The following is a 22,513-nucleotide window of genomic DNA, read 5'->3' on the forward strand; positions in this document are numbered from 1 at the left end:
GACTCAGGCTGGACTCGGAGTTGCCAGCGTGTCACGACCGCTGTTGATCAGGCACCGAGAGACCATCAACTCGATGCGGCTCTAGGCCGTCCGGCTGACTAGGCTGAGCGCCTGGTCCGTGTGCTGAGGCAGCGCTGTCGATGACCACGATCTCGGGAGGTCCACGCTTTGTCTGGGCAGTCGTCATTCGTCCATCTGCACGTTCACACCGAGTACTCAATGCTCGACGGTGCAGCAAAGGTCGGCCTGCTGTTCGAGGAAGCCGAGCGTCTGGGCATGACCGCGGTAGGCATGACCGACCACGGCAATATGTACGGTGCGGACGAGTTTTACCAGACCGCCAAGAAACACGGCATCAAGCCGATCATCGGCATTGAGGCATACCTCGCGCCACACAATCGCATCCACAAGAAGCCGGTTTTTTGGGGAGACCCAGGGCAGCGGAGCGATGATATCTCAGGCGGTGGCGCATATACGCACATGACCATGCTCGCAGCCAATGCGACCGGCCTGCGCAACCTATTCGCGTTGCACACCCGCGCGAGCATGGAGGGCTACTATCGCAAGCCTCGCATGGATCGGGAACTCATCTCTGAGTACGCGTCCGGGATCATTGCGACAACCGGGTGCCCATCCGGAGAGGTCCAGACGCGGCTTCGGCTCGGCCAGGAGGCCGAGGCGTTGCAGGCTGCGGCCGATTACCGCGACATCTTCGGTGCGGAGAACTTTTTCCTCGAGTTGATGGATCACGGCCTCAGCATTGAGCGCCGCGTCCGGACCGGGCTTCTGGAAATCGGCAAGAAGCTCGATATCAAGCCGCTTGCCACGAATGACAGCCACTACGTCACCAGGGATCAGGCCGACACACATTCGGCGCTTCTGGCGGTGCAGTCGGGCAAGACGCTGACGGATCCGCAACGGTTCAAGTTCGACGGCGACGGCTACTACTTGAAATCTGCGGAAGAGATGCGGCAGATCTGGGACTCCGAGGTTCCCGGCGCTACGGACTCCACACTGCTTATCGCCGAACGAGTCGAGCCCTACGACGATGTGTGGGCATACCGCGACCGGATTCCGGAGTTCTCCGTACCCGAGGGCGAAACCCAGGAGTCCTGGTTCCGCGCGGAAGTAATGCGCGGTCTGGAGTGGCGTTTCCCCAACGGTATCCCGGACGGGTACGTCGAGCGTGCCGATTTCGAGCTCAAGGTCATCATTGACAAGGGATTCCCCGCGTACTTCCTCATCGTCGCCGACTTGATCAAGTACGCCCGGGAGAGCGGAATCCGCGTCGGGCCCGGCCGCGGGTCGGCAGCGGGCGCTCTGGTTGCTTATGCGATGGGCATCACGAACATCGACCCCATCCCGCACGGCCTGCTGTTCGAGCGGTTCCTGAACCCGGAGCGGACCGCCATGCCCGACATCGACATCGACTTCGACGACCGCAGGCGTGGCGAGATGATCCGCTACGCCAGCGAGAAGTACGGCCACGACCGCGTCGCACAGGTCATCACCTTCGGCACGATCAAGACAAAGGCCGCACTGAAGGACTCGGCCCGCGTCCACTACGGCCAGCCCGGATACTCGATCGCTGACAAGATCTCCAAGGCACTTCCCCCGCCGATCATGGCGAAGGACATTCCGCTTTACGGAATCGTGGACAAGAGCCATCCGCGCTATGGCGAAGCGGCCGAGGTGCGAGCGCTGCTCGACACCGATGACCAGGTGAAAACCATCTTCGAGACCGCTCGCGGCCTGGAAGGGCTGATCCGCAATGCGGGCGTGCACGCCTGCGCGGTGATCATGTCGCGTGATCCGCTGATGGAGTCGATCCCGTTGTGGCAGCGCGACGACGGTTCGATTATCACAGGATGGGATTACCCCTCTTGTGAGAACATCGGCCTGCTGAAGATGGACTTCCTCGGGTTGCGCAACCTCACGGTGATCGGTGACGCGGTCGACAACATCGTCGCCAACCGAGGGAAAGACGCCGTTCCCGACTTCGACACTCTGTCGCTTGACGACGTCGAGACGTACAAGCTTCTCAGCCGGGGCGACACGCTGGGCGTTTTCCAGCTTGACGGCGGCCCGATGCGCGACCTTCTGCGTCGCATGCAGCCCACCTCGTTCGAGGACATCGTCGCAGTGGGCGCGCTGTACCGGCCCGGACCTATGGGCGTCAACGCTCACAACGACTACGCGGACCGGAAGAATGGGCGTCAGGAAGTCAAGCCGATTCATCCGGAACTCGAAGAGTCGCTGAAGGAGATTCTCGGCGAGACCCACGGTCTGATCGTCTACCAAGAGCAGATCATGTTCATCGCGCAGAAGGTGGCCAACTACTCGATGGGCCGCGCGGATGTTCTGCGCAAGGCGATGGGCAAGAAGAAGGCGGAAGTCCTCGCGAAAGAGTTCGAGGGTTTTCGTGACGGCATGCGCAACCATGAACTGAAGTTCTCCGACGAGGCGATCAAGGCCCTCTGGGACACGATCCTTCCGTTCGCCGGTTACGCATTCAACAAGTCGCACGCCGCCGCGTATGGCCTGATCTCCTACTGGACCGCGTACCTGAAGGCCAACTTCCTCCCCGAGTACATGGCCGCATTGCTCACCTCGGTCGGCGACAATAAAGACAAGTCGGCCGTATATCTCTCTGAGTGTCGCCGCCTCGGCATCAAGGTCTTGCCGCCGGATGTCAACGAGTCCGCCCTTCGGTTCGGTGCCGTGGGGAAGGACATCCGCTTCGGCCTGGGCGCTGTCCGAAACGTCGGAGCGAACGTAGTCGAATCGATCATCAAAAGTCGCGAGAAGCACGGCGAGTACACGTCTTTCACGGACTTCATCGACAAATCGGAACTCGTCGTGTGCAACAAGCGCGTGGTCGAATCGCTCATCAAGGCGGGCGCATTCGACTCGTTCGGCCAGGCGCGTCTGTCGCTGGTCAAGGTGCACGAAGACGCCGTGGACATCGTCGTGCCGATCAAGCGGAAAGAAGCGGACGGACAATTCGATCTTTTCGGCACTGTGGACACTTCGACCGACCCCGACAACGAGTCCTCCCCCCTTGCGCACCTGAAGATCGAAAGCGAAGAGTGGCCGCGCAAGCAGATGCTGTCCTACGAGAAGGAGATGCTGGGGCTATACGTCTCGGCGCATCCGCTCGACGGCGCGGAACGGATTCTTCGGAAGTATGCGCCGAGGCCGATCGCAGTGATCTTGGACGACCCGCCCAAGGATGGCGAGTTGATCGTATCCGGGATGATCTCCTCGATCGAGCGACGGGTGAACAAGAACGGTGAGCCGTGGGCGATCACCGTTGTCGAGGATCTAGACGCGGCGATTGAGGTGCTGTTCTTCCCGAAGTCGTACTCGGTACTCGCACCCGACCTTGAGCTTGACTCGGCAGTGTGCGTGAAGGGGCGGGTGAACTGGCGCGACGACAAGATGGCGGTCTTCGGCAGCGATGTGATCCCGCTGGACATCACAGACGCCGAGAACAATCCCGGCGCTGCACCTCCGGTCGTTCTCGGCCTGACCACCAGGACGTTGGATGAACACTTGATCAGCGAACTGAAGGTCACCCTTTCAGCGCACGCTGGTGATGTCCCGGTTCATTTGAATGTGCTCAAGCGAGACAGGACCAAGGAAACTTGGGTTGTTGACGATTTTCGAGTCGCCACCACGCCATCGTTCTTCGGTGATTTGAAGACGCTGCGCGGCGTGACGATCGAGCGATGACGTCGGACAGGTTCGAGGTCCGGGCCGCTGATGGTCTGCGATGTCATCGCTGCGGCGGCCCGCTCCTCTGCACGGTCGAAGTGCCCTACTCACTGCGGCGCGCTGACGGTCTGGTCGTGCCGGGCACGCGCATGGTGGGGTTGTGCCAGAACTGTGACAAGGACGATCCAGCCGGCCGCGGACTGATCGCCTTCTTCACGGTTCACCCGATCGCCGAGGAGCACCAGTTCGATGAGGTCGTAGCGCTCATCCGTGAGTGGGTTTCGGCGCTGCCGTCATCGGCAGAGGTGAGCGGCCCGCCGGATGCCACCGAGAGGGCCTGGCGCGCGGGCGAGTTATAACCGCGTGCCAGGCCTCCTTACGGGTTCGAGAACGCCCGCAGGCCGAGTTCCCAGTTCAGGAACTGGTACAGGACCTCGCGATCCTTGGGGGAGAAGCGGGCGGTCTCGTAGGCTTCGCGGAGGCCGTCGGCGTCGGCGTAGCCGTAGTTGACCAGCAGAGACTCCGTGAGGTGGTCTTTGACCATCGTCATGCCGTACTTCGTCATCGCCGCTTCGATCACATGGACGAAGTTCTCGCGCTGCTCGGGGTAGCCGATCTCGGTTGGGAAGCCGAGCGAGATGAGACGTTCACGAAGCAGCCTCTTGCCTCGCCGCCACTCCACCGGCAACCACTCGCCGAAGCGGATGAGTTCACTCGCGAACGGAGAAACCGGCCACATGCCCGCGCGCAGGTAGGTCGGCGCGATGCTGGCGAACGCGATCAACGTGACTTCGCTGATCACTGATGCCGGAGCAGCGTTCTCCTCGATGGCCTCCAGGTGCTCGACGGCTTCCCTGCTCACCCAACTCGGGTAGGTCGGCTTCCAGTGCTCGTCGCGAGTCGCCCACTCCTCTTCGCGCAGCGACACCATCTCGTCTCCGCCAGTACCAGAGAAGACAGTGTTGATGCCCCGTTCTTTCAACGCCTCGAGCGTTGCCGCGTACCCCTCGACGTAGATCTCCTCGTAGGGGCTGACCTGCTGTTTGGCTCGGACGCCGTCAGGGTTGAGGGGCAAATGGTCGAGGATCGGCACCGTCACGTCCCTGAACCGCCCCCGATCGACCATCAGCGCGCGGCGCCGTACCTGTTGCGCTCCTGCGGGGCCACCGAGCATCATCGAGAAGCTGACGAGTCGCTGTTCGGGGCGCATCGCCGCAAGTGACATCGCGACGTTCGCGCTGTCCACGCCGCCCGACAAGGCAGCCGCCGTCGTCTCCCACGGCACCTCGCGCTCGCCGATGACGTGTTCGAGCAGCACCTCGAAGCCCTTCAAGGGATCTGCACCAGGCGCGAGCTTCCTGGGGGCGGAGTGGAGTGCCGCGTCCGGATACCGCAACTTGAGGCGCATGCGAGCGAAGGTCGCGGTTGCTCGCTCGGTGAGCCGGTGCACGTTGGCCCACGCGGTCTCGTGCGAGTAGCGGAAGCCCAGGGTGATCCGCCGTGCGATCTCGCGGTGCACGAGGTGGTCATTGCTGGTGAGGTCGCGAAGATCGGTCAAGTCCCAGGATCCGCACTGGAATCCAGCTTCGGCGACCAGGTAGACCGGTGCGGTGCCGTACTGCCCCGCCCTCAACTTGACTTCATGGTTGGGGCGCAGCTCCATGGTCAGGAATTCGAGCGGCCAGCCCTCGCTCTCTTCCAGGAGGCGTTGGTAACGCTGCTGGCTGACCTTCGTCACCGTCGGGTGGGAGTCGAACAGGGCGCTCGCGTGGCCGGTCTTGCGCTCCCGGACTATCACGAGGATGCGGGTGCCGTCCGTCAGAGCAGCGCACTCGAGCATCGGGTGTCGAAACGGCTCGATCCGATTGCGCCCGTTGCGCCACGCCGTGCCGTCCCAGTCCCAACCAGTGCGAGGGACCGCCTCGTCCAGCTTGAACTTCAGCATCGGTCCTCCTTGATCCGGGGCTGGTGGCGCGGACGCGCTCGCGCCACCAGCCGTGAGGCAGGGCCTCACATCACTCGAACTCGTCCCTCTGCGTCTGCGTGTCGGACGAACCGGAGTGCTTCTTGTACGAGTACCGGTTCGCGTGCGACGGGACCTCCAGGACCACGTCACCCGTGAACATCGCGTCAACGGACGCGAGGCTCATGATCTGTGTCTTCATGCTGGACCACCTCCTCTCGCTGGGTCGCTTCCTTCGCCCGCCCTTCATGGCTCGGGCACGTCGAGTTGCACCGTAAGAGGTGCGGCTTGGTCGGTCAGGACGGCGCTTCCCTGCCCGATGAGTTCTCGGGCTGCGGCGATCGGTAGTCAGACGTTGTGGCCCGACGCACCGAGTAGCGGTGCTGTCGGATCAAGCATCCAGACCACGTTCGGGCGCACGACGAGGTAGTCATTGGTCGACACAGCGGGCTTCTTCCTTGTGCCAGTCAAGCTCGCGCGCCTTGGCGACCACTGCAACCAGCCTTCCGACGAGTTTGTTCGGAGGTTTGTCGGCGGCCAGTGAAAGATCCCCATAGGCGGCCACTTACCGCCCCATAGACGGCCGGCGATCTCCCCGCTGGTGGCCAGATATCTCCCCGGTGAGTAGTCCGGGCCACCGGTCAACAAGAGTCGACCGGTGAAGACGAGCAGGGAGATCATGGAGATCCTTGAGGCATACGACCTCACGGGGAGTTACCGCGCGGCGGCCGCGCTGGCCGGGTGTGACCACCACACCGTGGCGCGCTATGTGCAGCTGCGCGAGGCCGGGCAGAGCCCGGTGGCCCGTGAGCATCGGGCTCGTCCGATCGACGAGTATCTGGAGAAGATCGAGGAGCTGGTGGTCCGCTCGGGTGGGCGGGTCCGGGCGGATGTGGTGCACGAGCGGATCAGCGCGATGGGTTTCGCCGGCGGGGAACGCACCACCCGCCGGGAGGTCGCGCGGGTCAAGCAGCGGTTCCAGGCCGGGCAGCGGCGGGTGTTCCGGCCCTGGATCACCGAGCCGGGGCTATGGCTGCAGTGGGACTGGGGCGAGGGTCCTCGTATCGGCGGGCGGCGCACGAGCCTGTGGTGCGCGTGGCTGGCATGGTCACGGTTCCGGGTGGTGATCCCTGTGTGGGACAAGACGTTGCCCACGATCGTGTCCTGTTTGGACACGACATTGCGGCGGATCGGCGGGGTGCCGACCTATGCGCTCACCGACAACGAGAAGACCGTGTCGGTCGACCATGTCGCCCGGATCGCGGTGCGCAACCCGGAGATCGTCGAGGTCGGCCGGCACTACGGGATGACCATCCGCACCTGTGTCCCGGCCGACCCGCAGTCCAAGGGCGGGTCGGAGGCCACGGTGCGGATCGCCAAGGCCGATCTCGTGCCCACCGAGGCGAACCTGCTGGACGAGTACCGCAAGTTCGGCGAGTTGGAGACGGCCTGCCGGGAGTTCTGCGAGCAGGTCAACGACCGGCCGCATCGGGAGACCCGGCGCCGCCCGGTCGAGGCGCTGTCCGAGGAACGCACCCGGCTGCATCCGTTGCCTGGCCAGGCGTTCACGGTCGCCTTCGGAACGACGCGGCGGGTGAACTGGGACTGCACGATCTCCGTAGAAGGGGTGCGTTACTCGGTGCCGCACGAGCTGGTCGACACCCGGGTCTGGGCCCGGTTCCACGGCGACGAGCTGATCGTCACCACCGTCGGTCAGGACGGCCCGGCCGAGGTCGCCCGTCATACCCGGTCCACGCCGGGCACCCCGGTGATCAGCGACGAGCACTACCCACCACGCGAGGACAAGGACGGTGACCGCGTCCCGAAGGCCACCTCGGCCGAGGAAGCGGCGTTCCTCGCGCTCGGGCCGGGCGCGGCGTCCTGGCTGGTCGAAGCCGCTGCGGCCGGAGCCCGGCGGATCCGGCCGAAGATGGCCGAGGCGGTCGCGCTGGCCAAGCTCCACCCAGCCGCCGAAGTCGACCAGGCGCTCGGGACGGCGGCGATCGCCGGCCGGTTCGCCGAGAACGACCTGATCCGCATCCTGGCCCACCAGGGCGGCAGGGAGCAGGCCGAGCCCACCCGAGCCGGTGAAGCGCACAGCCTGCAACCAGGCACCTCGGCCTGGTCCAACTTCGGCATCACCACGGAAGGGGATGAGGTGTGATGGCGGCACCGCTGCGCACCGTCGCGGGCTCGGGCGGCGACCCGCTGGCCGAGGCGATCGAACTGACCAAACGCCTGAAACTGCCCTACATCCGGCGGTCGCTGACCGATCTGATCCCAACCGCCAAGGCCCAGCGCTGGGATCCCGCCGAGGTCGTCCGCGTCCTGCTGGCCGAGGAGGCCGCCGGACGCGACGCGGCCAACCTGCGCACCCGCCGCAAACGCGCCGCGTTCCCGGCCGGGAAGACCTTCGGCGACTGGGACGAGCAGGCATCCACCATCCCGCGCCCGACCCAGGACGCGCTCAAGACGCTGGAATGGGTGCAGCGCAGGGAGAACCTGTGTGTCTGTGGTCCGTCGGGCACCGGGAAGTCGCACTTCTGCGAAGCGCTCGGGCAGGCCGCGGTCGAGGCCGGGCTTACCGTCGCCTGGTTCACCATCGAGGACCTCGGTGTCCTGGTCCGCCGGCACCGCGCCGACGACTCGATCACCCGAGCGATGACGCGGCTGATCCGCACCGACCTGATCATCATCGACGACATCGGGCTGCTGCCGGTCAGCCCGGACGCCGCCGAGGGCTTCTACCGCCTGGTCGACGCCGCCTACGAGCGGCGGGCGCTGGCGGTGAGCTCGAACCTGCACCCGTCCGGGTTCGACGAGATCATGCCCAAGACCCTGGCCACCGCGACCGTCGACCGGCTGCTGCACCACGCCCATGTCGTCGTCACCCAAGGTGACAGCTTCCGGCTCGCGCAGGCCACCTCCGGCAAGGGCGTGATGCCGTTGAGCTGACCGAGTCCCAACCCAGGGCGGGGAACTATCTGGCCGCCGTTGGGGAGATCTGGGTGGCCACCAGCGGGGAGAACTCCTGGCCGTCTATGGGGAAGAACAAATGGCCATTGACAGAGGTTCAGCAGGTTCGAACGGCGTCACTCGGTTCAGCTTGTCGGGCACGCAGCTCAGCACTGCGTGGTTCTCGTGCCACGCCTGGATGACATCGAGGTAAGCGGGAACGCGGAATCGGTGGAAGTGCAATCCAACGACTCTACCGGTGGAGTCGAGCAGCGGAAGGGGATGGAACCCCGCACTCATGAGCGCGTCGATCAGTTCGTCCATCGCCGCTTGCCCCTTTTTCGGTTCGGGCGGGGAGGGGCGTCGGGGACTCCTCCCCGCCCGGCAACCCGGCTACGGGGCAGGGCCGTCTTGGCGCACGCGGAGTCAGGGCCCCGCGGTGTCGTTCAACGCGATCCGCGCGTCGGTCACGGCACGACACGGCAGCCTGGGAACATTCCAGTGACGCAGTCGCCGTCGGGGCCGACTGGTTCGGCAGCGGCCCTCGTAGTCCAGTTCGTGCTCCATCCAAAGCGAGCCGGGAGCCCGTGGGGATGTGCGGTTCACGTGTCGGACCGGTCGTCCGACCGCGCACCGGGCCGCCGCCCGGTGACGTCGTGGGGGCGGACCCAGGTGGCCGTCGACCAGGTCGGCCCAGACCGCTCGGGCGATCAGGGTGCCGGAGTCTGGATCATCGGTGAAGCGCCGGGCGACGTTGTCGTACAGGTCGCGCTGCGCGGGCACGGCCTGGATGCATTCGAGGTGTTTGCGGGCCAGGACCGAGACCGCGATCAGGATCGGGTCGGAGCCGGCGGGCGGTTCGGCGCCGCATGCCCGGATCACCTCGGCACCGCCGGACAACGGGTAGGCGTCGGTCGCCGGTGTCGACGTCGCGTCGACACCGGTGGTCGCGGTGTCGGATCGTCCTGCCGTGGTCGTGAGGCTGCGTGTCATGGAGGTCCTCCCTGTGCCGAGCCGGACACCGTCCACAACACTCCGGCGCAGGGGTGTGCCTCTAGGCTGAACCGTGACTCACGGTGGGTTCACGCCCACTCACGGCCAACAGGGGAACAGGGCGGTCATGGTCGACGACACGCAGGTCACCGACGCGGGAGGCGACAAGGGCAACGCCTTCGCGGCGGAGTTCGCCCGCTGGCGGGACGTGCGTGGCCTGTCCCGTGCGGCACTGGCCCGCAAGATGGACTACGACCGTTCCTACGTCTCCAAGGTCGAATCCGGCGCGGAGCGTCCGTCGCGGGAGTTCGCGCTCCAGGCCGAGACTGTGCTGGCCGCCGGTGGAGCGTTGCGTGAGGCGTTCCGCGTCTTCGAGACCGGCCGTGAACCCCGCGTGCGCCTGAACACCGCGGCCGAGTCGAGGGAGCCGGCGGGCACCGGTGGTCTGGTGGTGGACCACGACGACGCCACCCTGCGCTACGACGCGGGCGTCTACCGGCTGACCCAGCGGCGTCGCCTGGTCAACGACGGGACCGAGCCGATCAGCCGCTACCTGATCCGCATCTCCGTCGACCGCCATCCCGGCGACCCCGAACGCTCCAACAAGCTCTACAGCGTCGACCCGCTCACCTGGGACGAGATCGACCTTCACGCCTGGCACGGCCCCGACCGCGCCGAGCCGATGACCTGGAGCGCCCACCACGACCGCGACGCGTTCAAGGAAGTCTGGCTGCACTTCTCCGGCGAGACCGGGCACTTCCCGCTCTACCCGGGAGAGTCGACCTGGATCGAATACGAGTACACCGTCCGCGATGACCATTGGGGCAACTGGTTCCAACGCGCCGTGCGGCTGCCCACCGCCACTCTGTCGGTGACCCTGGACTTCCCCGCGGAACTCTCGCCGGTGGTGTGGGGGCTGCACACCTCGATGACCGCGGAGGCCATGCCCTTCCGCACCGCCATCACGCGCACCACGGCCGACGACCGCGTCCGGTTCGCCTGGTCGTGCGAAGACCCGCCTCTGCACGGCCGCTACCGCCTCGAGTGGGACTTCCGAGGCCGTACAACCACCGAGATCGACCAGCCCGTGCGGCCGAGCCGGGCCATGACCGCGCTCGGCGTCGTCCAGGAGGGCGATCCGCTGCTGCGCCGCACCGCCCGTTCCTTCGACCTGCCCACCGAGGCCGAGGACGCACGCCGGGTCATCGCCGAACTGCACTCCGCCGCCCAGCGCATCGCCGGCGCCCACAACTTCGGCAAGGGCATGGGCGTGGCCGCGCCCCAGATCGGCATCGACCGCGCCGCCGCCCTGGTGCGACCACCGGGCACCGGCCAGGTCATCACCCTGCTCAACCCCCGGATCATCGAGACCAGCACCGAGACCGACGAGCAGTACGAAGGGTGCCTGAGCTTCTTCGACGTCCGCTGCCTCATCCCACGCCCGCTGCACATCCACGTCGAACACACCGACATCACCGGCGAACTGAAGATCACAGTCTTCGAGCGGGCCATGGCCCGACTGGTCGCCCACGAAGTCGACCACCTCCACGGCATCCTCTGTCACGACCACCTGCCCGACGGACGGCAGCCCACACCCATCGAGCAGTACCGGGGCACCGGCCACACATGGGCCTACAACGCCCCCTGACGCTCCTGGACGGTCCTTGACGGCCTGCAAGGCGATGCCCGCCGGTGGCTCGGTCAGGCCGTCCGCAACACGCAGGACATGGGCGGCCCGGCCCACACCGTGATTGTGCTCGATCACCTGGACGCGTCCCGCTGGACAAAGCGCTGGACTACGCCTATCTCGGGGACGCCCGGCAGGCCATGACCGCTTTGCGCCGCACCGAGGACGAGTACGCCCACGCCGCCGACGGCCGACAGCGGGAGTTCCTGCGGTTCTTCGATCACGCCGCCTCGCAGACCAGCGCGGCCCGGATCCACAGCCGCCTCGGCCTCACCGACGCCAGGTACCGCGAACCCGCCATGGAACGTCTCCAGCGCGTACTTGACCAAGCGCCCGCCGACCGCGTCCGTCAACGCGCGTTCAGCCTCGCGTGGCCGGCCACCTGCACCCTGACCGAGGTCGACCTGTCCGCCGGGTCTAGCTCGGCGTCCAAGCCCTCGACGCCACTCGTGCCGTCCAATCGACCAAGGCTGCTCGCCCCGTCAAGCCACTGGAGGACGAGGCCGGCTCGGCGTGATCTACCTCGTGCACGTGCTCCAGCGCCGGCTGCCAGAGGGGGGTCGACGTCTACTCCTACAACCCCGGCCTGGTGCCGGGGACGGGGCTGGCGCGTGACGCGGGCCGGGTCGGTCAGGCCGTGTTCCACGCGGTCTCGACGGCCTTGACCGCCACGCGGATCGCCACCAGGTCCTGGCGTCGACGGGGCGTACACCGGTGGTGTGGGTGACCAGCAACGGCTGCGGGCCGACGTCATGTCCGCGGTGTCCCTGTCGCGGTGCTTTGTGGTTCACCGTGTTTACCGAGCGGTTCACCGCGTTTCTCGATCATTTCGATGGTGCGGGCATCGTCGAGGGGACGCCGTTTCTGTTGTCGCCATCGTTCGAGTACGACGTCGAGCTGGGACTCGAACCGCAGGCACCTCTGGCCAGCTTCCGGCACCTACAGCACACACCGCACGTGATGAATACGCCCTCGGCCCGGTCGCCGCCAGTGACTGGTGAACGGCCGAGCCGAGGGCCGCATTTTCACTCCGTCAAACGCACGTCATCAGCCCGGCTCGACGCCGATACGATGGAAACGTGCGCTACGAGCCGTCACGCATGTCCCCATCCGACTCGTACCATACGTACTGGCAATCATTCCCACGAATGACGTCCCAGACCTGAGAGCCAGACTGACAAAGGATGTACCTCGGGAGCAGGTCCATCTTGGGGTAGATGATGAACGGATCCGGCTTCAGGTTGGGACTCTCCTCCGGCTCGCATCCCTCAGCCTTGACGTCGTTACCGTCCCACTCCACGGGCCAGCACGAGTACGCATCCTGGGCCACGGTCCCGACGGTGGTCGAGGCTGAGGCGTACGCCGGCGCACCCAGAGTCAGCGCCATCGCGGCACCACAGCATACGATCTTTCCAGCCAGTTGACGTAGCATGATCCTCGCCTTCCTTCGCTCGCACAGGATTCGCCGCCCCACGGACGGCACCGGAAGGGTCGGCCGTCCGATGGCGTTCATGCCGATCACGACCGCCATTCACTACCCAATCCGCTGAAACCCGACGAACGTGGCAAAGCAACGCCACCACGACTACAAGCCGTAGTGATTCAACGACTCACGCTGATCTATACTCCGATGTCCATAACCCTCAGAGCGGACACTGGACCCTCCAGAACCTCCACCATAAATCTTCGGCGTGGGCCGTCAGTACTCGGGGACGGCGGGGCGGATCGAGAACTCGCAGATCGGGGTGTTCCTGGCCTACGCTTCGCCGCGAGGACGGGCGTTGATCGACCGCGAGTTGTATCTGCCGAAGGACTGGACCGACGACCGGGAACGTTGTCGTGCGGCGGGAATCGGCGACGAGGTGCGGTTCGCGACCAAACAGTTGCTCGCCCGGCGCATGCTCGAACGAGCGCTGGAGGCCGAGGTTCCGTTCGGGTGGGTGACCGCGGACGAACTCTACGGCAACGACACGAAGTTCCGGCTGTGGCTGGAGACCGTCGACGTCCCACACGTGGTGGCCGTACCCAAGAGTGCGATGGTGGTGTCGTTCGATCTGCTGAAGGTTCGCGTCAACCGTCTGACCGCCGAACTTCCCGACACTGCGTGGAAACGACTCAGCTGCGGGGAGGGCGGAAGAGGGCCACGGGTGTCGGATTGGGCCGTGGTCGACATCCGACCGTTGCGCAGGCGGGAATGGGGGCACTGGCTACTGGCCAGGCGCAGCGTCACCGACCCGTCGGACATCGCCTATTACGTCTGTTTCGGCCCGGCCGACACCACCCTGGAGCAGCTGGTGCGTGTCGCGGGTGCGCGATGGGCGATCGAGGAGTGCTTCCAGACCGCGAAGAACGAGACCGGCATACCGGCACATCACACTGTCCATGACCGCCCTGGCCTTCCTGGTGATCACCCGCGAGATCACCAAAAAAGGGGCTCCGCATCCGGCACGACGCAACCGCTGATCCCGTTGTCCGTCAACGAGATCCGCCGATTATGGAACCGGATCGTCAACCGCGTCACCCCACGGTCGACCACGTCCTGCACTGGTCGAACTGGCGACGAACAAGCCAAGCCCGCGCCCGGATCAGCCACTACAAGAGACGCGGACATCACAACCTGTCGTTGTCGTACTAAGTCCGGACTGTCTTAGCCGGTGTTCGCCGCGATGTCGACGCAGTCAAGTTGCGAGCGGCTTCACCGTGCACACCGGGCACGATCCGGACCGCTCTTCACTGGATCGAGTTGATCAGCCCCACGCCGCGGGCAAGTTGTCCGCTTTGCTTCCACTTGTCAACGATCACCCCGACAGTCCTTCGGATGACCTTGTTCGCCAGAGGAGGATCGAGTTGGTTCGGCTACTCTGAAGTGACCCGGTGAAGAGGGATGGCTCGACATGGATCAGAACGCACTTGGTGACAGTATCCGGCGGCTGCGCGGAAACCTGATGACCCAGCGAGAACTTGCCGAGGCAGCCGGAGTGTCACTCTCGCTGGTCCGAGCCTTGGAGCAGCACCAGCGGCATACCGCATCGATCGCGAGCCTCCACAAGATCGCTCGGGCTCTGGACACCGACATCGGGGTGCTGCTGGGCAAGCGCGCTAACTTCCCTGGCGACGACACGGGTGTAAATGCGATCCGGCATGCGCTGATGCCCGCTGATGATCTCTTGGACGAGGCTGGCCGCGACGATGAACCTCTCGGTGTCGACCAGGCACGCCGGGCCGTCGACTTCGGATGGGGTTCGTACTGGTCCGGCAGGTATGACCGGCTCTCGGCTTTGCTGCCTGCCACACTCGCCCAACTTCGTGCCACCGCGCGCACCAACCTCGGAGATGCCACCTCGCACGAGCTGCTGGCACGTGGGTACTGGCTCACCGCGTGCACCTTGATTCACCTCGGTCACCAGGATGCGGCATGGTTGGCGATCAGGCAGGCGCTCGACGCCGCAGGTCGGGGCGATGACCCGCTGTTGGACGCGGTGTTGCGCGGCTCTGCCTCGTGGCAGCTCCTCGTGCAGGGTCGCTACGGCGAGGCCTCGCGAGTTGCGTTGCGATCGGCGTCGGACGTGCAACCTGGCGGTGACGTGCCGCCCGCCGGCCTGTCCGTGTACGGCTCGCTGCTGATCACCGCGGCGACCGCCGCCGGGCGGGACGGTGACCTCGCGCAGGCGGCCGACCTGCTTGCGGAGGCCGAGGCGGCAGCGCGACGCAGCGGCGTGGACCGAACCGATTACGAGAGTCCGTTCGGACCTTCACAAGTGATCATGCAGACCGTGGACGTGCACGTAGTGTCCGAACGCTACGAGCAGGCCATCAAGGTCGCCAGGACGATGCCTCGCGACGCCGCGCTGCCGCTTGCGGCCCGCGCGCGACATCTCACTGACACCGCATTCGCGCACGTGCACCTCGGCGATACAACGCGGGCGCGGGACGCGCTGCTTGCCGTCGAACGCATGGCTCCGGATTGGATCCGGCACCAGTCATTGCCCCGGCAGGTTGCCGCAGAGTTGGTGCGTCGCGACCGCGACACTGCCACTCGCCGCCTGGCCAAGCGACTGGGCGTAACCGGCGGACAGTAGCCCGCTCGTGTAGTCCCACACGGCGTGTGACCTGCTCAGCGGGCCGCGTTTCTACGGTCTTACTCATGGCCGTTTCCATCCTCGCTCTGCTCGGCATGGCCGTCGTGCTCTCGATCCTGTGGTGCGGTTGTCATGTGCGTCGCGAGGTGCTGCGGCACCGTCAAGTCGCTCGCATGCGTACCGCCCTCGATCCTCGTACGAATGCCTCTGAACTGCGCGAACGCTGCGGCACAGACCTGCTGCCGCGCTACTTGGCTCCGGCCGGAGTACTCGGAATCGTCGACACGACCACCCTGGCCGATTCCGTATGGAACGTGGTGGCGCTGTGAGCCGCCTAATCGTCTTCTACTGCACCGATGCGACTCCCGCGCTGCACGACGCGATTGCGCCTCGGTCCGATCACGACGTGACGGATCCGCCAACACCGTCCTTTCCGGATCGCGGGCCTGTCCCGTCTCACGAGGTACGGATCGCGCCGTACTACACCGGGTGTGCGGAAAATGCCGCAGTCCGCCGCCATGACCGGCTTGGCCGGTGGCAGCGGGGAGCCGCGCAGGCCCGCAGCCACATCGCCGCACGACTGGATGGCATTGCGCAACGTGACGCGGTTGCGTTCTCAGCAAGTCAACTTGTCGGTGCTCGCAAGGGTAGGAGCGTCGCTCGGACGCCATTCTCTGCGTATCGCAGCGGACGTGGAATTTTCGGCCAGCCGCGTGGGCTCGGAGAGGCGGCGGGTATGGACATCGCGACCGTGGCCATGCTGCGCGGTCGCGGGCAAACAGTGCTCCTCCCCCACTGCGGGTGGGGTGCGGGCAGCCAGGAACGCCAGCGGCCAGCCACGGCGTTCGGAGCCCTCATGCTCCGTTTCCAGGCATCACCACCCGCACACACGCCGACTTTCAGTCCGCCGTCGCGTTCATCGGGCTCTGTGGCGGGCGTCCGCTGGCCATCGCGGTCCTGGCCGCGATCCCGCGCTGCACCCGAGTCTGCCGCTGGCCGACCTCGCGGCAGAACTCACCGACAACCTTCTGGACACCGTCAATCGGAGGACAACCTGGTGACACGAGCCGTGGCGGCGGACTATGAGGGCTTGGATCCTCTCGGCCGGATGCTGTTCCGCCTGCTCGGTGTGCAGCCGGTCGACTCCTTCTCCTTCTCAATGCTGCTCGCGCTGGCCGCCCCCTCGCAGGAGCGCCTTGCGTCAGTCGACGACGTGGACGTCGCGGAGGAGCAGTGGCTGGATCCGGCCGGCCGGTCGCGATCGCGTCGGGCCGCGCAGGTCCGTCGCGTGCTCGACGACCTCGTCACCGCCCACCTGCTGACCCGACACCCGCTCCAGAACCCGACTGCCGAGGGCGACACCACGGACTCGATAGGGGTCACCGGGCCGGTCTGGAAGATCGACGCGGTCCGGCACCACCTTGCCCGTCACCTCGCGGTCACGACCGATCCCCAGGATGTTCGGTTGGCCTCGCTGGTGCGGGTGGTCGACGTGGCGCTGTGGCCAGGGCTGCACGCCGCCGACACCCTCGTCACGCCCTACCGGCGCCGCACGCCCTACCCGGCCGCAACCGACAGCCTGTCCGGCCAGTCGGTGATCTTCAGCGACCGCGCGGAGGCGTTGGCCTGGTTGGAATGCAACGTCGACACGATCGCCGCTTACGCACGTGCTCTGCATGCCGTGGGTGAGCATCGGCGGTCGTGGCATCTGGTCGACGCCTTGTGGCCGTTGTGGTTGCACCACAAGCACTATGCCCGGCGGCTGGAGTTGGACGCGCTGGCGCTGCGTGCCGCCCGAGCGTGGGGTGACGAGGCGGCGCAGGCGGAGATGCTCAGGCGGATCGGGCTGGCGCAGACCTCACTGCGCGCGTTCGACGAGGCCGTGGAGGCGCTCAAGGCGGCTCTCGCCCTGCGGTTGAGGCTGCGCGACCGGTGGGGCGAGGCGGACTGCCGCAACGCCCTGGGGCTCTACCACAAGGCGCTGGGCAACATCGACCACGCCGGCATGCAGTTCCGGCTCGCGGCCCGGCAGTACCAGGCCGTGGGGGCGCTACGCGAGCAGGCCCTGACCAACCACAACCTCGGCGCGCTCTACCTCGACGCGGGTCAACCGCACCTGGCGCAGGTTCAGCTATCGCGCACCCTGGACGAGTTCGCCGCGCTGCCCGAGCCCGACGAGTACAACGCCCTGCGCACCCGAGTGGACCTGGCCCGCGCCCACCTGGGGATGGGCCAGTACGAGCACGCCCGTGTTCTGGTGGTCGAGTCTGTCGACGGGTTGGCGCGACTGGGGAACGTGGTCGAGCGTGCCCGCGCCATGGAAGTCCTCGCCGACATCGCGCAGGCCACCGACGACCCGGCCTTCCGCCGTCGGCTCGTCGATGCCCTCGCCCTGTACCGATCGGTCGACTCCCCGGATGCCGATCGGGTGCGTGCGCGCCTGGCCGCCATCCGGCCCCACCGTCCAGGCGTGCACGGAAGTCCCGACAGCGCCGAAGAGTCACAGCCGGAGCGGCCGTGAGCACGACGAGCGACGACAGGGGCGCAGATGAGTCGCCCCGTGATGTGAGACAACCAGGTCCTCATGGGCCGTTCTCCGCGACTTCGCAGCCTCCGGCTCCACCTCGACGGGCGTTGCGGCTGGTGCGTCAAGTGGTCGACCGGGGAACCGGCCACGCCGGGTGGAACGGCCCCCTCACAGGAGTGGGCGGCACCGTCCCGGCCGAGATCATCGGTCCGGGCGGGATCGGTGACCGGCCCGGCCCATCGCAGCCGAAGACGACCGCACTGTCGATCATTGCCGGCGGCCGCGTCGCGTCCGCCGGAGCACGATTTGAGGAAAGCGTGATGGACACCGACGAGAAGACCGTGTTGTTGAGGCTGAGCAGCGCCCGTAGCCGTGAACTCGGCGAGGAGCTACGCCGCATCCGCCACACCGCCCGACTGTCCTCCACCGAGCTCGCCGCCGGTCTGGGCTGGTCGCTGGGCAAGCTGAGCAAGCTCGAAACCGGCAGCCGCCGCACCAGCGCCTGGGAGATCGCGGCGCTGATCGGGCGCTGCGCCGCCGACAAGTCCACTCGCGACCGCGTCATGGCCATCGTCGAGGAACCCGACACCGGAACCTTCACCCGCACCCATCACGGCAGCCCCGACACGCTCACGGCCCTCACCGTGCACGAACGCCTGGCCCGCGCCATCACCGTGTACGAGCCGCTGACCATCCCCGCCCTCGCCCAAACCGCCACCTACGCCCACGGTCTGACCGGCGACCAGGAGCTGGCCGAGGCGCGGGTCGCACGGCAGGATTTCCTGCACCGCCGTAACCCGCCGACCACCACGCTCTACCTCCACGAGACCGCACTGCGTCTAATCGTGGGTGACCAGGTCGTCATGCGCGACGCACTGCGTCATCTCACCCGGCTGGCCGAGTCGCATCACGTCACCGTCCATGTCATCCCCATGACCGCGTCGGCCCACCCGGTGTTGCGCCACCACACCGCGCTGCTCACCTTCGCGCCACCGCTGCGCCCCCTGGTCTACAGCGAAACCGGCCTCACCACCGTCTTCCACGACAACCCCCACGCCGTCGAGCAACACCGGCACGCGATGCACGAACTACACGCCCGCGCGCTGCCCGCAGCACAGTCCCGCGAGGTCATCGCCCACTGGACCGACGCCCACGACAACGGTGCCCGCTGATGCGACCGTGCTCGTTGCCTGGACACCACCATGACAGCGAAATCCGTGTCCTCGACACGACAGCATCGACATCGGCCCACCAGTACGACGCCGGTACCAGGTGCCAACTGCGCCATCACGCTCCGACCAGGTCCGCGTGCGAGAGAGCGACGAGCGAGGTGCCCGTCTGGTTCGCGTATCCAAGCTCTTCGCGAGTGACGGACGGTCGGCGATGAACACGACACACCGCATCCTCATCACTCTGGCCCACGCCGGCGGGGACGGGCTGACCGGACGTGACATCCTGGAGCACACCGGTATCGGGGTGGGCAGCAGCTACCCCCGCCTGGTGCGATTGGACACCGTCGGACTCGTGACCCGCTGGCGGGAACCCGGAAGCCCCGGCGCATCGGGTCGCTTCCGGTATCGCGCCACCGACCTGGGTCGTGCCGAAGCACGCCAACTGGAACTGTTGGCGTCCAACCTATCGACGCACCGGACGCTGATGTCCCGCGCACGAGTGACAGGGCCCCGAGCGGCAGGGCGCCGCGCGCCCGCTTCCGACACCGGGGACGACACGACGCCGTTGCACGCGTTCAGTTCGGCGTGGCCACATCCGGTCCTGTTGCGCAATCACCTGCTGAGCGGAACGCTCAACCGCTCCGTCGACCGGCAGGAGGCCGCCCGTCTGCGCGGACTGGACCCGGGCATCGACGCGCGGGCACGTGCCATCGAAGTCCGGCGTGGAGGTGTGCTGCAGGCATTGGCCGAGGACGGGTTGGTCGAGCAGGTGCTGGATCTGTCCACCGGTGTTCCCGCCGCCGGTGTCGTGCGCTGCGCCCACGTCGCCTTGGCCGACGACGATTCGCCCGTCCCGGTGGTCTACGTCGCCACCGACGGGCATCTGGCCGTCGCGACCGAGACGGCCATATACGGCTACCCGCACACGGGGATGCTGGTGGGCGATCCCTGTGACGCGCGCACGCTGTGGCGGGCCGTGACCAGTCCCGGAGAGAAGCATCCCCGTCGTCTGCTGCACCCCAGCCGGCCGGTGGTGCTGGACGCCTCGACGATCAGCGACCTGGTGCCCGACCCGCGCCGGCTGTACGCGGTCCTGCGTGCCTGGCGTACCACCGTGCGGGACGGCTCGGTGCTGTTGTTGGCACGCTCACTCGACCCGGCCGTGCCCGATCCCCTCGCGACCGCGCGCCGCGCGGGCTGGCATCCACTGCCCGTCACCACCGCGCCCACATCGGACACCGGAGACGTCGTCGACCAGCGGGCCCAGATCGCGGTGCTGACCACGAGGAAACGTCGACGGCCCCGGCGACGGCCGTGACACGGTCGCCTCGACATCATCATCCTCCTCGCCCGCCTGACACTGCCAGGTATCGGAAATCTCCATGGCGCACGACAACTGGGCACCATCTACGCCCGCCAAGCGGACGTGCTGCCCCCTGCGACTGCCTGAGCGCCGGCAAGGCCGTACCTGGCATCGGGAAACGTCCGCGCGGACCGACCGTCACCGGTGTCGGGCAGGCGACGATCGAGCACGGAGACGGAATGGTGAGCCTGCCACCGCCACGTCGTTCCGCCGGTATGGCCGACCCGTCATGGGGACTCGCCCACTGCGGCGAGTCATCGGCGGCTCACGATCCGGACCCGCCGACCGAGTACCTGACCATCCTCGGAGACCTGCCCGGCTCGACAGCGGCAGCCACCGCTGCTGCTGCCGAGCGTGACCGTGAGCGGGTCGCCGCGCTGAGAGCACTGCAACAAAAGAAGATCCCGAGCAGTGACTATCTCGATTTCCTCGACCGGGTCCTGCAAGGACTGCGCCACATCTGACATGAACGGACCGCACGTGATCAGCTTGTCTCCTGTGGGACGGCACCGGAGCGCCGCGTCGTGATGATCCGGCCCGACCTCGTGGCCCGCTGGAGGCCACCTACCGCCGCCGAGTTGCCCGAACTGCGTCTGCGCCTGCGCGAGCACGTCCTGGACCCAGGCAATCTCGACTTCCTGGTGCGCGTGGACAACAACAGGAACACCGTCTTCCCGGAGATCGACGGCCCGCCGATGCCCGGCACCGCCGTAGGTGTGGCCGCCGGCAGGCGGGTGGCCGAGCGTGAACACCGGCGCCTGGGCGAGGCGGCGCTGTACTGGGTCGACGAGGACATGACCTCGCTCGCGCTCGCTGCCGCCGACACCCCGTCTCGGGAGCCGGTGCGGGCCCGCCGCATGCCCGCCGAGGCCGGGTTGATGCTGTTCGCCCACCCGATCGGAGGCCGTGAGCTCGACCCCGCGGTGTCGCTGGCCAATCTCGGTTACCCGGATGCGTGCGAGCCCGGCACCCTGCTGATGCCGACGCCGATCGTCGCGGTGTCCTGGTCGTATTTCACCACCGCCCACCTCGACATCGACGGCATGCCCAGCGTGCGGTGGAGCAGGGGCACCCCGGACGGCCCGATCCGGCTGGACCGCGGCCTGGAGGGGGTGTGGTTGACGTTCTGGACGCCGGGCGGCCAAGGCTGGGACGCCCTGCCACCGGACGCGGTCCTCTCCGGCGGTCCCGGAGTGAGCATCACGGTCGGGGAGCTGCTCGACATCGAGCAACGCGAGGGAGTACCGCCGCTGCGCGGCCTCTCCGAGACGCTGCTGCCCTTCGACCGGCCACTGCCGCATCCCCGGCCCGACACCCACGACCAGTGGGCACACGTGGTCTACACCGTCTGGCAGATCATGGCCCAGACCGGCACGGCCCGACTCACCGAGACCGAGACCCTCACCCGTGTCCGCCAGGGCCGCAAACGAGACCGCGACCACGGAGTCACCGCCTTCGGCAGTGTGCAGCTGGTCCGCGTGCACACCCGACATCGCCCCACAGACCGAGCACGCATCGAGGACGCGCAGGCATCCGTCTACCGCCGAGTGCCGCAGTGGACCCGACGCTGGCCGGTACGCCCCTACCGACGCAACACCTGCCTCAACTCCCGTCTGCACTCCACCGGGCACTGCGAGCACCAGGAGACCGTGGTGCCCGGCCACATCAAAGGACCCGCGGACAAGCCACTGATCATCACCGACCGCGTACACCTGGTGAACGCACCACCACCTCCCGAGACCCTGACCCACCCGCACTCCACCACCCCGCGCAACACCTCCACCGCCCCACCCAGCACAGCCGAACCCGATAACCGGGCCAGGAGATAGCGAGGCGCCGTCGACCACGACAGGAGCCGTAGCCAACGCACCGGACCGACGGTCGGGACGCTCGGTCTACCGCGCGGCCGTCGCCGTCGCCGTGACGAAGCGCAGTAACCCCCGTTTTTCGACCACCGGCCGGTCCGCACGCCGGCCGGACATGGTGCGGCGGGTGACGCGGAACGCCGATCCCCCGCGGCGCCCCCACTCGCCGCACCCCTATCAGTCACGAGAGGA

17 protein-coding genes and 1 pseudogene are annotated in these 22,513 nt (G+C 66.9%); 13 read left to right on the top strand and 5 right to left on the bottom strand.

Going from position 1 to position 22,513, the window contains the following annotated elements; translation table 11 throughout:
- Positions 1 to 219: 219 nt before the first annotated feature.
- Both dnaE and ACRAKI_RS22185 read left to right on the top strand, forming a co-directional pair.
- Positions 220 to 3,735: a DNA polymerase III subunit alpha gene (dnaE, locus tag ACRAKI_RS22180; protein WP_447002429.1), complete on the top strand. Its 3,516-nt coding sequence runs from the start codon at positions 220 to 222 to the stop codon at positions 3,733 to 3,735.
- Positions 3,732 to 4,076 (top strand): DUF6300 family protein, encoded by a 345-nt coding sequence (locus ACRAKI_RS22185; protein WP_447002430.1) that lies wholly within the window; start codon positions 3,732 to 3,734, stop codon positions 4,074 to 4,076. Before dnaE ends, ACRAKI_RS22185 begins: the two co-directional genes overlap by 4 nt.
- A 17-nt stretch (positions 4,077 to 4,093) precedes the next feature.
- Here ACRAKI_RS22185 and ACRAKI_RS22190 read toward each other — a convergent pair whose 3' ends face one another.
- Both ACRAKI_RS22190 and ACRAKI_RS22195 read right to left on the bottom strand, forming a co-directional pair.
- Entirely contained in the window at positions 4,094 to 5,662 is a 1,569-nt protein-coding gene (locus ACRAKI_RS22190; RefSeq protein ID WP_447002431.1) for an asparagine synthase-related protein, read from the bottom strand.
- Positions 5,663 to 5,732: 70 nt separating this feature from the next.
- Positions 5,733 to 5,882 (bottom strand): hypothetical protein, encoded by a 150-nt coding sequence (locus ACRAKI_RS22195; protein ID WP_447002432.1) that lies wholly within the window; start codon positions 5,880 to 5,882, stop codon positions 5,733 to 5,735.
- Positions 5,883 to 6,338: 456 nt separating this feature from the next.
- Between ACRAKI_RS22195 and istA the strand changes: the two genes are divergently transcribed.
- Both istA and istB read left to right on the top strand, forming a co-directional pair.
- A complete protein-coding gene (gene istA, locus ACRAKI_RS22200) occupies positions 6,339 to 7,844 on the top strand; it encodes an IS21 family transposase (RefSeq protein ID WP_447002433.1) in 1,506 nt (501 codons plus the stop codon).
- On the top strand, positions 7,844 to 8,635 hold the full coding sequence (gene istB / locus ACRAKI_RS22205; RefSeq protein ID WP_447002434.1) for an IS21-like element helper ATPase IstB: 792 nt from the start codon (positions 7,844 to 7,846) through the stop codon (positions 8,633 to 8,635). The genes istA and istB overlap by 1 nt, the downstream gene beginning before the upstream one ends.
- A 426-nt stretch (positions 8,636 to 9,061) precedes the next feature.
- Here istB and ACRAKI_RS22210 read toward each other — a convergent pair whose 3' ends face one another.
- Positions 9,062 to 9,628: a hypothetical protein gene (locus ACRAKI_RS22210; RefSeq protein ID WP_447002435.1), complete on the bottom strand. Its 567-nt coding sequence runs from the start codon at positions 9,626 to 9,628 to the stop codon at positions 9,062 to 9,064.
- Between the two features lie 127 nt (positions 9,629 to 9,755).
- Here ACRAKI_RS22210 and ACRAKI_RS22215 point away from each other — a divergent pair, with 127 nt between their 5' ends.
- Complete coding sequence (locus tag ACRAKI_RS22215) at positions 9,756 to 11,276, top strand: peptide deformylase (RefSeq protein WP_447002436.1); 1,521 nt, start codon at positions 9,756 to 9,758, stop codon at positions 11,274 to 11,276.
- Positions 11,277 to 11,389: 113 nt separating this feature from the next.
- On the opposite strand, the gene ACRAKI_RS22220 is transcribed toward ACRAKI_RS22215, so the two are convergent.
- Both ACRAKI_RS22220 and ACRAKI_RS22225 read right to left on the bottom strand, forming a co-directional pair.
- Positions 11,390 to 11,668 (bottom strand): hypothetical protein, encoded by a 279-nt coding sequence (locus tag ACRAKI_RS22220; RefSeq protein WP_447002437.1) that lies wholly within the window; start codon positions 11,666 to 11,668, stop codon positions 11,390 to 11,392.
- Positions 11,669 to 12,399: 731 nt separating this feature from the next.
- Positions 12,400 to 12,846 (bottom strand): hypothetical protein, encoded by a 447-nt coding sequence (locus ACRAKI_RS22225; protein ID WP_447002438.1) that lies wholly within the window; start codon positions 12,844 to 12,846, stop codon positions 12,400 to 12,402.
- 157 nt (positions 12,847 to 13,003) lie between these two features.
- Here ACRAKI_RS22225 and ACRAKI_RS22230 point away from each other — a divergent pair.
- The 8 genes and pseudogenes from ACRAKI_RS22230 to ACRAKI_RS22265 all read left to right on the top strand — a co-directional run.
- Positions 13,004 to 13,778 (top strand): annotated as a pseudogene (locus tag ACRAKI_RS22230) (IS701 family transposase); the annotation flags it as partial.
- Positions 13,779 to 14,209: 431 nt separating this feature from the next.
- Positions 14,210 to 15,394: a helix-turn-helix domain-containing protein gene (locus ACRAKI_RS22235; protein WP_447002439.1), complete on the top strand. Its 1,185-nt coding sequence runs from the start codon at positions 14,210 to 14,212 to the stop codon at positions 15,392 to 15,394.
- 65 nt (positions 15,395 to 15,459) lie between these two features.
- On the top strand, positions 15,460 to 15,723 hold the full coding sequence (locus tag ACRAKI_RS22240) for a hypothetical protein (protein WP_447002440.1): 264 nt from the start codon (positions 15,460 to 15,462) through the stop codon (positions 15,721 to 15,723).
- Between the two features lie 728 nt (positions 15,724 to 16,451).
- Positions 16,452 to 17,915: a tetratricopeptide repeat protein gene (locus ACRAKI_RS22245; RefSeq protein ID WP_447002441.1), complete on the top strand. Its 1,464-nt coding sequence runs from the start codon at positions 16,452 to 16,454 to the stop codon at positions 17,913 to 17,915.
- 182 nt (positions 17,916 to 18,097) lie between these two features.
- Complete coding sequence (locus tag ACRAKI_RS22250) at positions 18,098 to 19,093, top strand: helix-turn-helix domain-containing protein (protein ID WP_447002442.1); 996 nt, start codon at positions 18,098 to 18,100, stop codon at positions 19,091 to 19,093.
- 484 nt (positions 19,094 to 19,577) lie between these two features.
- A complete protein-coding gene (locus tag ACRAKI_RS22255; RefSeq protein WP_447008479.1) occupies positions 19,578 to 20,411 on the top strand; it encodes an SAM-dependent methyltransferase in 834 nt (277 codons plus the stop codon).
- Positions 20,412 to 20,635: 224 nt separating this feature from the next.
- On the top strand, positions 20,636 to 20,920 hold the full coding sequence (locus tag ACRAKI_RS22260) for a hypothetical protein (RefSeq protein ID WP_447002443.1): 285 nt from the start codon (positions 20,636 to 20,638) through the stop codon (positions 20,918 to 20,920).
- A gap of 114 nt (positions 20,921 to 21,034) precedes the next feature.
- Positions 21,035 to 22,285: a hypothetical protein gene (locus ACRAKI_RS22265; protein ID WP_447002444.1), complete on the top strand. Its 1,251-nt coding sequence runs from the start codon at positions 21,035 to 21,037 to the stop codon at positions 22,283 to 22,285.
- The last annotated feature ends 228 nt before the right edge of the window (positions 22,286 to 22,513 follow it).

The sequence above is a fragment of the Saccharothrix isguenensis genome, assembly GCF_052936305.1.